12 protein-coding genes and 1 tRNA gene are annotated in these 12112 nt (G+C 63.3%); 6 read left to right on the top strand and 7 right to left on the bottom strand.

All coding sequences use genetic code 11. From position 1 onward, the window contains the following. The first annotated feature begins 103 nt into the window (after positions 1-103). From QSV36_RS05145 to QSV36_RS05170, 6 genes are all read left to right on the top strand, one after another. A complete protein-coding gene (locus tag QSV36_RS05145; protein ID WP_289130482.1) occupies positions 104-313 on the top strand; it encodes a cysteine-rich CWC family protein in 210 nt (69 codons plus the stop codon). A 9-nt stretch (positions 314-322) separates the two neighbouring features. Next, on the top strand, positions 323-1114 hold the full coding sequence (locus QSV36_RS05150; protein WP_289130483.1) for a pseudouridine synthase: 792 nt from the start codon (positions 323-325) through the stop codon (positions 1112-1114). Positions 1115-1359: 245 nt separating this feature from the next. Next, positions 1360-2247, top strand: coding sequence for an alpha/beta fold hydrolase (locus tag QSV36_RS05155; RefSeq protein WP_289130486.1), 888 nt, complete (start codon positions 1360-1362; stop codon positions 2245-2247). 110 nt (positions 2248-2357) lie between these two features. Next, a tRNA-Gly gene (locus QSV36_RS05160) sits at positions 2358-2431 on the top strand. Between the two features lie 162 nt (positions 2432-2593). Next, complete coding sequence (locus QSV36_RS05165; protein WP_289130489.1) at positions 2594-4300, top strand: SulP family inorganic anion transporter; 1707 nt, start codon at positions 2594-2596, stop codon at positions 4298-4300. Positions 4301-4434: 134 nt separating this feature from the next. Continuing rightward, positions 4435-5442 carry a DUF4917 family protein gene (locus QSV36_RS05170; protein ID WP_289130491.1) on the top strand — a complete coding sequence of 336 codons (1008 nt, stop codon included), beginning with the start codon at positions 4435-4437 and terminating at the stop codon, positions 5440-5442. An 11-nt stretch (positions 5443-5453) separates the two neighbouring features. Here the strand turns inward: QSV36_RS05170 and QSV36_RS05175 are convergent, their stop codons facing one another. From QSV36_RS05175 to QSV36_RS05205, 7 genes are read right to left on the bottom strand one after another with little or no spacing between them, the layout of a single operon-like run. Continuing rightward, complete coding sequence (locus tag QSV36_RS05175) at positions 5454-6497, bottom strand: tetratricopeptide repeat protein (protein ID WP_289130492.1); 1044 nt, start codon at positions 6495-6497, stop codon at positions 5454-5456. Between the two features lies 1 nt (position 6498). Next, entirely contained in the window at positions 6499-7467 is a 969-nt protein-coding gene (locus QSV36_RS05180) for a type II secretion system F family protein (RefSeq protein WP_289130493.1), read from the bottom strand. Between the two features lie 27 nt (positions 7468-7494). Continuing rightward, entirely contained in the window at positions 7495-8481 is a 987-nt protein-coding gene (locus QSV36_RS05185; RefSeq protein ID WP_289130494.1) for a type II secretion system F family protein, read from the bottom strand. Next, entirely contained in the window at positions 8478-9920 is a 1443-nt protein-coding gene (locus tag QSV36_RS05190; RefSeq protein WP_289130496.1) for a TadA family conjugal transfer-associated ATPase, read from the bottom strand. Before QSV36_RS05190 ends, QSV36_RS05185 begins: the two co-directional genes overlap by 4 nt. A gap of 3 nt (positions 9921-9923) precedes the next feature. Next, positions 9924-11141 (bottom strand): AAA family ATPase, encoded by a 1218-nt coding sequence (locus QSV36_RS05195; RefSeq protein ID WP_289130497.1) that lies wholly within the window; start codon positions 11139-11141, stop codon positions 9924-9926. Continuing rightward, positions 11135-11638, bottom strand: coding sequence for a TadE/TadG family type IV pilus assembly protein (locus QSV36_RS05200; RefSeq protein ID WP_289130499.1), 504 nt, complete (start codon positions 11636-11638; stop codon positions 11135-11137). Before QSV36_RS05200 ends, QSV36_RS05195 begins: the two co-directional genes overlap by 7 nt. Further along, a complete protein-coding gene (locus QSV36_RS05205) occupies positions 11638-12108 on the bottom strand; it encodes a TadE/TadG family type IV pilus assembly protein (protein WP_289130501.1) in 471 nt (156 codons plus the stop codon). The genes QSV36_RS05200 and QSV36_RS05205 overlap by 1 nt, the downstream gene beginning before the upstream one ends. Positions 12109-12112 lie beyond the last annotated feature (4 nt).

Consider the following 12112-nt stretch of genomic DNA (forward strand, 5'->3'; position numbering starts at 1 on the left):
TGGCGAGCGTCGACACGAAATGCGATCATCGACATGTGATAAGACCGTGGCGCCGAGGTGCAGTGCCATTTCTGCAACAATTTGATACAGCTGAGCGGCAGCCATGCCTGACACCCAACACTGCCCCGCCTGTGGCGCGCCCAACCAGTGCGCCCTTGCCGACCCGCGCCGCGCTACCCAGGCCTGCTGGTGCTACACCGTGACCATCGACCCGGCCGTGCTTCAGGCACTGCCCGCCGAACTGCGCGACAAAGCCTGCCTGTGCCCGCGCTGCGCAGCCGTTGAAGAACAACTCCGATCATCCGCCGACTGACGGGCTCCAATGCGTCTCGACCGCTTCCTTGCCAACCTGCCCAGCCACAACCGCCAGCAAGTGCGCCTGATGCTGGCGCAACGCCGCGTGCGGGTGGACGGCCAGGTGGCCAGCGACCCACTGACCGAGGTTCGCGAATTCAGCCGCGTCGAGCTGGACGAGCAGCTGCTGCAAGCCGGCCGCCCGGCGCGCTACCTGATGCTGCACAAGCCTGCGGGCTGCGTCAGCGCCACCGAGGACCTGCAGCATCGCACCGTGCTCGACCTGCTACCCACTGCGCTGCGTGAAGACCTGCACATAGCCGGGCGCCTGGACTTCAACACTACCGGGCTGCTGATCCTGACCAACGATGGCCAATGGTCTCGGCGGCTTACCCAGCCCGCGACCAAGTTGCCCAAGCACTACCTGGTGGAAACCGAGGACGAGATCGGCGAGCACTATGTGGCCAAATTCCGCGAGGGCTTCTACTTCGCCTTCGAGGATCTGACTACGCAACCTGCCCAGCTGGATATCCTGGGCCCGCGTCAGGCGCGGCTGGCGATCGTCGAAGGGCGGTATCACCAGGTCAAGCGCATGTTCGGCCATTTCGGCAACAAGGTGGTGGGGTTGCACCGTGAGCGCATGGGCGCCATCCACCTTGACCCGGGGTTGGCACCAGGGGCGTTTCGCGAGCTGACGGCGGATGAAATAGCCACGGTCCAGGCGGCAACAGGCAGCCCGGCATCGTCACACGACCGCTCAGCGAGAAAAGTCACATTTCCCCCCGAACGGCACTTGCAGAATCCGCTACCCGCTGCTTGAATCCAAATCGTCAGTCTGCATGTGACTACCAAGTCACACTTGCAGTCGAAGACACCTTTTGCCGGCCACCCAGGGCCTCGATGCCTTGGGGCACGGCAAATTGCCCGCCAAAAACAACACCCGTCGACACACGTGCCAAGGATCGACACAGGGCCGCGCTTTCTCTTCAGGCAAATGCCTACCTGTCATAAAGAACGTGCACCCTAGGTGACGCGAATACCCTTTTTGCGCCAGGAGTCGATGAGATGAGGCCAGAAATTGCTGTACTTGATATCCAAGGTCAGTATCGGGTTTACACGGAGTTCTATCGCGCGGAGGCGGCCGAGAAAACGATCATCCTGATCAACGGCTCGCTGGCCACCACCGCCTCGTTCGCCCAGACGGTACGTAACCTGCACCCGCAGTTCAACGTGGTACTGTTCGACCAGCCCTACGCTGGCAAATCCAAGCCGCACAACCGTCACGAACGGCTGATCAGCAAAGAGACCGAAGCGCATATCCTGCTGGAGCTGATCGAGCACTTCCAGGCAGACCACGTGATGTCGTTCTCGTGGGGTGGCGCAAGCACGTTGCTGGCGCTGGCGCACCAGCCGCGGCAGGTCAGGAAAGCGGTGGTGAGCTCGTTCTCGCCGGTGATCAACGAACCGATGCGCGACTACCTGGAGCGCGGCTGCCAATACCTGGCCGCCTGCGACCGTTACCAGGTCGGCAACCTGGTCAACGACACCATTGGCAAGTACTTGCCGTCGCTGTTCAAGCGTTTCAACTACCGGCACGTCAGCAGCCTGGACAGCCACGAGTACGCACAGATGCACTTCCACATCAACGAAGTGCTGCAGCATGACCTGGAACGGGCCCTGAACGGCGCGCGGCATATCGACATTCCGGTGCTGTTCATCAACGGCGAACGCGACGAGTACACCACCGTCGAAGATGCCCGGCAGTTCAGCAAGCATGTAGGCAGGAGCCAGTTCAGCGTGATACGTGACGCTGGCCATTTCCTCGACATGGAACACAAGGCCGCGTGCGAGGACACCCGCAGTGCCCTGCTCAACTTCCTCAAGCCGACCGTGCGCGAGCCGCGCCAACACTACCAGCCGGTACAACAGGGGCAGCATGCATTTGCCATTTGAGCGCCTCGGCGCCCTGTAGCCAATACCCGCAGCTATGGGGTGCCGACAAGCTTTTTTATAACTTGGGCTTCTAATTCGTGGAGGGTTCTGGTAAAAAGCTCAGCGCAGATGCGGGTATAGTTTAGTGGCAAAACGAAAGCTTCCCAAGCTTTAGTTGAGGGTTCGATTCCCTCTACCCGCTCCACATCGCATTTCCGCATGGCGTTCCCGCAACGTCATCGCTGTCAAAAGGGGCCTCGGCTCCTTTTTTCGTTTCTGCTCTTCCTTGACTTGCACCATGGCCATTTGCCCGCTGATCCGCTTCAATGCGCAGAGGGTTCCGTGAAACATTTCGAAAGGACGACGCATGTTTCTCTCCCGCTGGCTGCCGGGCCTTGCCAACCTGCTGCACTACCGCCGCGAGTGGTTCCACGCCGACCTGCAGGCCGGCCTGTCAGTGGCGGCGATCCAGATCCCGATTGCCATTGCCTATGCGCAGATCGTCGGCCTGCCGCCGCAGTACGGCCTGTACGCCTGTGTACTGCCGATGATGGTCTACGCCCTGGTCGGCAGCTCGCGCCAGTTGATGGTCGGCCCCGATGCCGCCACCTGCGCCATGATCGCCGGCGCCGTGGCACCACTGGCCATGGGCGAGCCGCAGCGGATTGCCGAGCTGTCGGTGATCGTCACCCTGCTGGTCGGGGTGATGCTGATTGCCGCAGGCCTGGCCCGGGCCGGGTTCATCGCCAGCTTCTTCTCGCGACCGATCCTGATCGGCTACCTCAACGGCATCGGCCTGAGCCTGATCGCCGGGCAACTGTCCAAGGTGGTGGGGTTCAGGATCGAAGGCGACGGGTTCATTCTCAGCGTGATCGACTTTTTCCAGCGCCTGGGGGAAATCCACTGGGTGACGCTATTCATCGGCCTGAGCGCACTGGGCCTGCTGATATGGCTGCCACGACGCTACCCGCGCCTGCCGGCGGCACTTACCGTCGTGGCGCTGTTCATGCTGCTGGTCGGCGTGTTCGGCCTCGACCGCTTCGGTGTCGCCATCCTAGGCCCGGTGCCCGCCGGCATGCCGCAACTGGCCTGGCCACACAGTAACCTGGCAGAAATGAAAAGCCTGCTGCGCGACGCCCTGGGTATCGCCACCGTCAGTTTCTGCAGCGCCATGCTCACTGCACGCAGCTTTGCCGCCCGGCATGGCTACGCCATCAATGCCAACCACGAATTCGTCGCCCTGGGTGTCAGCAACCTGGCCGCCGGGGTGTCCCAGGGTTTCGCCATCAGCGGGGCCGACTCGCGTACCGCCGTCAACGACATGGTCGGTGGCAAAAGCCAGCTGGTGGGCATCATCGCCGCGCTGGTCATCGCCCTGATCCTGCTGCTGTTCACCGCGCCGATGGCGTGGATCCCGCAGGCCGCGCTGGGTGCCGTGCTGCTGATGGCCGGCTGGGGGTTGATCGACATCAGGTCGCTGGGGCACATCCGCCGCCTCAGCCGCTTCGAATTCTGGCTGTGCCTGCTGACCACGGTGGGCGTGCTGGGCCTGGGCGTGCTGCCCGGCATCGTGTTTGCGGTGACCCTGGCGATCCTGCGCCTGCTGTACAGCATCTACCAGCCTACCGACGCAGTGCTGGGCTGGCTGCCGGGCACCGAGGGCCAGGTGGACATCCGCAAGCACGAGGACGCCCGCACCGTGCCCGGGCTGGTGGTGTACCGCTTCGACGACGCGATCCTGTTCTTCAACGCCGACTACTTCAAGATGCGCCTGCTTGAAGCTGTACAGAGTCAGACGCAACCCAAGGCCGTGCTGTTCGATGCTGAAGCGGTCACCAGCATTGACGTCAGCGGCATCGCCGCCCTGCGCGAAGTGCGTGACACCTTGGCCGCCCAGGGCATCCTCTTCGGCATTGCCCGCGCCCGCGGCACCTTCCTGCGCATGCTGGTGCGCTCGGGGATGGCACGGGAGATGGAAGACAAGCTGCTGTTCGGTTCGGTGCGGGCAGGCATCCGCGCGTATCGGGTGTGGCGTAACCGCACACGCAGTGTGCAGGTGGCTGCGCAAGGTTGAAAGCGCCACGCTGGTGCTGCTGGCCCTGTCGCCGGCAGGCCGGCGCTTGCCGGCGATAGGGCCAGTACAAGCTACACAGCCTGCCTGGCGTGCTAAAGTCGGCGCCGTTCCCGCTCCACCCAACGGACCCCAGCATGCCCGCACTCGACGCCGCCCTCACCCCCTGGCCAGCCCTCGCCGCCCGCCATCCCTTTGACGCCCTGCTACTGGGCAATGGCCTCAGCCGGGCACTGTGGAAGCCGTTCGGCTACTTCTCGCTGTTCGAGGAAGCGCAGCGCGCCGGCCGCAAGAAAGGTCTGGCCGTCAGCGACCAGGCCTTGTTCAAGTCGCTGGGCACGGAACTGTTCGAGCCTGTGCTCAGCACGCTCAATACCACCGTGCGCGCCAACGCCGCGCTGGCCATCAATTCCACCGCGCCGCTGAACCGCTACTACTCGATCAAGGAAGCGCTGATCCACGCCGTTCGCACCGTCCACCTGCCGTGGCCACGCATGCCGGTCGCCACCCTGGCAGCGCTCAACCAGGCCCTGCGTGGCTACCGCAGCATCTATACCAGCAACTACGACCTGCTGCTGCCATGGGCCGTGCAACACGCACCTGACGGCTTCGCCGAACTGTTCGACGAGCAAGGTTTCTTCGACGTGCGTTGCACCCACAGTGAGGGCCCCCGGCTGCTTTACCTGCACGGCGGCCTGCACCTGCTCAAGCTGCCCGACGGCAGCACCCGCCAGCGCAGCGCCGACAGCGTCGAACTGCTCGATGGCTTTGCTGTGAACATCCCCGGCGAAGTACCGCTGTTCGTCAACGAAGACCGCAGCGACGAGAAACTGCGCGCCATCCGCAACTCGGACTACCTGAGCTGGTGCCTGGGGCAACTGGCCCGGGAAAGTCAGGGGCTATGCCTGTTCGGGCAGCATCTGGACAACACTGACCAGCACCTGCTCGAAGCCATTCGGCAAGCCCGGCCGAAGCAGCTGGCGGTGGCAATACGGCCGTTGAGCGAGGCTTCGGTGATCAACCAGAAGCAGCATTTCGTCGATCGGTTGGGGGATTTGCCTGGCACGAATCTGCATTTCTTCGATGCCGGTACGCATCCGTTGGGTGACGCGGAATTGGCGACAGGGTTGCCGCCAACCCGCTGACCACACGCCCCTCAGGGCGCCGATGCGGTCGTCACCTGCACCACCGGGCCCACCGCAACGGGCTCTGCCACTGCTGCATTGCCGCCCAACTGGCGAATCTGCCGCACCTGCTGGACCCTGTTCAGGTTCTCCCAGGCGACGGCATAGTGCCCGGGCGACTGTTCGATCGCGCTGCGGAAAAACTGCTCGGCGATATCCAGCTTGCCTTCCACCAGGCAGACGTAGCCGACGTCATTGCTGGCTTCGGCACGTTTTTCGACTTGCTCGAAGGCAGACACGGCCTCCTCATAGCGCGCCATGCGGGCCAGCAGCAAGCCATAGTTGCGCCAAAGCGGTTTGTAGGTACCGTCGTAGCTCACCCCACGTTTGTAACGCTGCTCGGCTTCGCCCCATTGCCCGGCCATGTAGTAGGAGTAGCCCAGGCTGTTCTGCACGAACGCGGAACGTGGCTCGATGAGCTCGGCCAGGCGGTAGTAGGTCTGGGCCTCGGCGAAGTTGTCACCCAGGTCGGCGAGCACCCCCAGCCCGTTGTACGCCTTCAGCGGCGACTTGCTGTCGACCCTGAGCGCGGCCGCCCCAGCCTGGGTGTTGTTCGGGTCCTTGGCGAAACGTTTCTGATCCACGGCGACGGCTTTCAACAGCAGCGCCTTGGCTTGTTCATATTTACGCAACGACAGGTTCAGCAGGCCCAGTTCCGTCAGGGCATCGGGATTTTCGGGCGCCTTGGCCAGCACTTCGTTGAAGGCCATCTCGGCAAGCTGGTTATTGCCACGCTCGCGGTGAATACGGCCCACCCAGACCAGCGCCTCGTAGCGTTCCGGGGCCAGCTCGAGGACGCGCAAGTATTGGTACAGTGCCTGGTCGAGGTCCCCGGCCTGGTAGGCCATGGCCGCAACCTGCATCGCCTGGTCGGGCGAGTTGCTCTGTGTCTGCACCTGGTAGAGCACCGAATTGCCCGCCGAATAGACCGAACGTACACCGTTCACCTCCGGCCCCATGCTCTGGCACCCCGACAGCACGGCTATCACGGGCAATAACAAACCGATCCTGTTCATGTCATGGCTTCCCGAACGTTTTTATTATCCCGATGATCACCGGGCCGATGGCTACCAGAAAAAAGCTTGGCCACAGACAGAAAATTAGCGGAAAAACCAGCTTCGTTCCGATTTTCGCGCCCATTTCCTCGGCAGCCTGCATGCGTCTGTCGCGAAACTCCTCGGCATAGATTCGCAAGGTCGCCGCGACGCTGGTGCCGAAGCGGATACTCTGCGCCAGCAGGCTGACCAGGCCCTGGATGTCTTCCAGGCCAGTGCGGTCTGCCAGTTGCCTGAGCGCTTCGGTACTGGAGATACCCGCGCGGATCTGCGCGTTGACCAAGGCCAGTTCCTCGGCCAGTTCAGCCTGGCTGACCGCCATTTCCTCAGCCACCCGCTCGATAGCCTGGGGTAACGCCAGGCCCGATTCCACGCACACCACCATCAAGTCCAAGGCGTCGGGGAAAGCTGCGCGCAACCGCCCCTGTCGCGCCTTCTTGCGCTTGTCGACATACACCGCCGGCAGCAGCCACCCGGCGGCAACCCCGATCAGCACCACGCCCAGACCGGTCAGCTGGGAAAGATTCGGCACCATGGGCAACACCAGCAACGACACGCCCAGCAGTGTCAGTGGCAACAGCAGACGTACCGCCCAATACACCTGAACCGACGACGCCGAGCCGTAACCGGCATGGGTCAACAAGGTGCGGGTGGCCGACACCTTGTCGGTGGCAGACGGCGCAACGCGCCGACCGACCCGCTCCAGTAACAACTGCAGGTTGCCGGGTGCCTCGCGCCCGGGCGCGACGCTGGAATGGTCACGCTTGATCAAGGCAAGACGGCGTTGCAGCGGGCTCTGCAACCCCAGCACCAGCAACGTCACGGTGACCACTGCAATGACCGTGCTCACCCCGATCGCACCAACGATCAGCAGGCGCGCCAATGCCTCGCTGTCCGTCACCCCACTCAACAAACCGAGCAAATAGTCCATGACCAACGCTCCCCCTGCGAGAATCGCCTAGATCTCGATACGGATAATTCGGCGAATCCAGAAAATCCCCACCACCATGGAGCCGAAAGCCGCCATGACGAACATTTGCCCGGTAGGGTCCTTGATCAGCAACGTCAGGTAATCCGGGCTGGTGACGATGATCGCCGCCGCCAGCACGAAGGGTATGGCCACCAGCACCCAGGCCGACATCCGCCCTTCGGCCGACATGGTCCTGACCTTGCGCTGAAAACGGAAACGCCCACGGATCAGGCTGCTCAGGCGCTCCAGCACTTCGGTCAGGTTGCCGCCGGTCTCGCGGTGGATGAGGATCGAAGTGACCAGCATCATCACCGTCATGCTGGGCATGCGCTCCAGCAGGCCGAGCATGGCCCTGCGTACATCGTTGCCGTAGTTGATGTCGGCGAAGGTCAGGCCGAATTCCTGTGCCACCGGCCCCTTGTGCTCATCCGCCACCAGGCGCAGGGTTTCGTTGAACGGGTGCCCGGCCCGCAACGCCCGGCACATGGCTTCCAGTGCATCTGGCAAGCCTTCCTCGAACTTGGCAAAACGCTTGCCACGGTCGCGCATGATTTTCAGCAGCGGCAACCAGAACGCCACCAACGCAGCCACCAACGCCAACCACCAGTAAGGGATGAACAGCCAGGCCAGCATGCCGGCTGCAGCTGCCAGCACGAGCCCGGTCAACAACACCCGATAGGCCCGGTATTCATGCCCGGCCTGCTCGATCATCTGCGTCAGCGTCGCCATGAACGGCAACTGCTCGAGCCACGCCTCCAGCGGCGACAGACGGGTCAGGTACTTCTGCCGCAACACGGTCTGCATGTTTGGCAGATGGCTCGCCCGCTCCAGGATCAGCAAGCGGCCGCGGATACGCTTGCGCACCTTGCCCGCCTCGCCGAACACCGGCACCACCAACCCCTGGCTGAGCAGGAACACGGCAATGAACACCATGCCGAGGAACACCAGGATGTATTCGCCGGGTATCTGGCTCATGGCTGACGAGCCTCCATCCATTCAGGCCTGAACATCGCCAAGGGCAATTCGATACCGCGCTTGGCCAGCGCATCGCGAAAGCCCGGGACCATGCCGCTCGGGCGGAAGTCGCCCAGCACCTGGCCCTGCTCACCCACACCATGGCGGACGAAAGAGAAGATCTCGGTCATGGTGATGATCTCGCCTTCCATGCCGTTGACTTCCTGCACGCTGACCAGGCGCCGCTTGCCGTCTTCCTGCCGTTCCAGCTGGATCACCACATCGATGGCCGATGCGATCTGCTGGCGCATGGCCTTGATCGGGAACGTGGCGCCCGACATCAGCACCATGTTCTCGATCCGGCTCAGGGCATCGCGTGCCGTGTTGGCGTGGATGGTGGTCAGCGAGCCATCGTGGCCGGTGTTCATCGCCGTCAGCATGTCCAGCGCCTCGGCGCCACGCACCTCGCCGATCACGATCCGGTCCGGGCGCATCCGCAGGCTGTTGCGCACCAGCTCGCGCTGGCCGACCTCGCCGCGCCCCTCGATGTTCGCCGGCCGGGTCTCCAGGCGGACCACGTGTGGCTGTTGCAGTTGCAGCTCGGCCGAGTCTTCGATGGTGACAATCCGTTCGTTGTGCGGGATGAAGCTGGACAGCACGTTGAGCATGGTGGTCTTGCCGCAGCCGGTGCCGCCGGAAATCAACACGTTCAGCCGCCCCCGCACGATCGCCTTGAGCAGCAGGGCGATGGCCGGTGTCAGGGCGCCGGTCTGGATCAGGCTGTCGGTATTGAGCAGGTCCACCGCAAAGCGGCGGATCGAGATACTGGGCCCATCGATGGCCAGTGGCGGGATGATTGCGTTGACCCGCGAGCCGTCCTTGAGCCGGGCGTCGACCAGCGGCGAGGACTCGTCAATGCGCCGGCCCAGGCTGGAGACGATGCGATCGATGATGTTCAGCAGGTGCTGGTCATCGCGAAAGCGCACGTCGGTGCGCTGCAACTTGCCGAAGCGTTCGACGTACACCGAGTCATGCCCGTTCACCAGGATGTCCGACACCGTGTGGTCGGCCAGCAGTGGCTCCAGCGGGCCAAGGCCAAGCACTTCGTCGGTGATCTGCTTGATGATCAACTGGCGGCTGGCCGAACTGACCGGCGCCGAATGCTCGTCGAGCAGGCGTTGGCAGATATCGCGGATCTGGCGCACGGCCTCGGCCTGCCCGAGCGAGTCGAGCAGGGACAGGTCCATGACCTTCAGTAATTGCTGATAGGTCTTCTCGCGCCACTCGGCTTCCACCTGGGTGACCTGGCTTTTGGTTTCGAACAGCACATCCGGTGCTGAATGCTCCCATGCCATCAATGCCTCTGCCGGATCCTTGGCGCCGCCACTCTGCTGGGGCGGCGAGGCGGCCTCCGGGGTGCCAGCCTGTTTGCGCAAACGGTTACGGAAATCGCTAAGCATGGTTCACCCCCGAAAGACACGCTTGAAGGCGCGCGCGAACAACCCGTTGTCAGTGGCGACCTGCGTGCCGGCAAGTTCCTCGGCCAGCCCACGAAGTGCCTGGGCGATCGCGGAACGCGGTGCTTGCAGACCTAATGGCACACCGGTGTTCTGGCTCTGGTTGATGACGTTGAAGTCATTGGGCAGTTTGACGATATGGGTACAGCGCAGCGCCTCGCCGATGTCCTTGAGGCTGACCGGCGCCGCCTTGTCGTAACGGTTGACCACCACCTCGAGCTGGTTGCCACGCACGCCCAGGTCATCGCGCAGAATGCGCGCCAGGGCACTGGCGTCCCGCAGGTGGTTGACGCTCTGCTGCATGACCACGAAAACCCGATCCGCCTGCTCCAGCACCGAAGCAGTGATGTGGTCGATCTGCCGCGGCAGGTCGGCCACGACCCAGTCATAGTTGCAACGCGCCAGCTGCAGCAGCGCATCGAGTTGTTCGGCCTGGACATCCTGTGGCAGGCACAGCTCATTGCTGCGGCTGCCGAGCACATGCAGGGAGGGGCTGAAATGGTTGCAGAAGCCGCGCAGCGCAACACCATCCATGTCTTTGATCTGCTGCAGCACGTCCAGTTGGCTGTGCGACTGTGCGACATCCAGATGGTGCGACACACTGCCAAACTGCAGGTCCAGGTCAAGCAACAGGGCGTTACCCTTGAGGCTCAACTGATGCGCCAGGTTGCAGGCCAGTACCGTGCCGCCGGAGCCCCCCTTGGCATTCATCACCGCGACCAGTTTCCCCGCCGACTCGCTGCTGTTCTGGGTCTCCGTGACCATCCGGCCCAATGCGGCGATCAGCTCCGTGGCCACGATCGGCTCCGGCAGAAAATCGCGGGCGCCGGCCTGCATTGCCAGACGCATGCCTTCCCGGTCGTCCAGCTGGCCGCACAGCAACAGCGGCGGGCGCTCATGGGCCGGACGTTGCAACAGGGCCGCCAGCTCTTCGCGCCACAACTGGCCGACGCGCAACAGCAACAGGTCGGGCATCCGGTCCAAGCCGAAAAGCGGGTCGCAATGGCCGTTGCCCACCTGACGGACATTGACCTCAAGCGCCGGAATGCGCTGGCAGATTTCCTGCAGATGACGCAAGGCCAAGGCATCCGAGCTGCTGATCAGCAGGCGCTTCCTGGACTTGCTGGAAGTTGCCGATACAGAGGGTTCACTTAGATTCAGCATGGCGTGATCTCCGGTGCGACGTCCGCCTTGGGATGACGGCCCAGGCTTTCGCGAGGCAGGGTCGCCTTGAATGCGGGCAAGGTTATGGATGCCCCGATACCTGGAATGAACAGGCTGAACTGAAAGTTCTGCAGGACCAGCTGGACATAGCGGATAGCGGCAAACCCGCTGGCACTCGCCAGGTCACCGGGGCTGGCCACCAGCGCGCCGTTCTGGTCCAGGTAGCGCAGGGTCAGGTCGCCGGTGTCAAGGTCGGCCAACAGGCTGCTGGCGCCACTGTCGCCGGCGCTGTTGAAGATCGCCCGGCGCAGCACGACCGGGTCGCTGATATTGCACACCGCCGCCAGGCGTGCGCCGCGCCGCACGGACTCGTTCAGCACGTTGACGGTGAAATACAGCCGGCCCATTTCCAGCACCCCGAACAACAGGGTGAACAGCAATACGCTGACGAAGGCGAACTCCACCACGTATACACCGCGCATGCCCCTGCGTTTCATCACAGCGCCCTCATCACGGTGGTGGCGACCAACGGGAAGTTCAGCGCCACGCTGTTGCCGACAAAGGCCGGCAGGCCGCTGGCGATCAGCGGCGAAAACACGTAGGAGACGGTCACCTGTACGTGGTCGTTGGTGCCGGCCAGCTTGGTCACCTGCACGGTAGTGTTGGCCGGCATCCCGGTGAGGCTGCAGGGGGGTGTCGACGGGGCGCCATACACCGCCACGTATTTGGTCATGCATTCGAGGTCGGGGCTTACCTCGACCTTGCCCAGGGTCGCGTTCCACGCTCTGCTGGCAACAAACCGCGCAGCATCACGGCTGCCCTGCAACAGGCTGTTGTACTGGTAAAGCATCCGGCCGAGTTCGCCAAAGGCCAGCAATGTCAGCAACAACAAGGGCAGGGCCAGCGTGAACTCGACAATTGCCACCCCTTGCTGGCGCTGCGCGCGCTTGCACCAGTGAAATTCCATGACA

Origin of the sequence: Pseudomonas sp. BCRC 81390 (genome assembly GCF_030341915.1) — a bacterium.
Taxonomy (GTDB): domain Bacteria; phylum Pseudomonadota; class Gammaproteobacteria; order Pseudomonadales; family Pseudomonadaceae; genus Aquipseudomonas.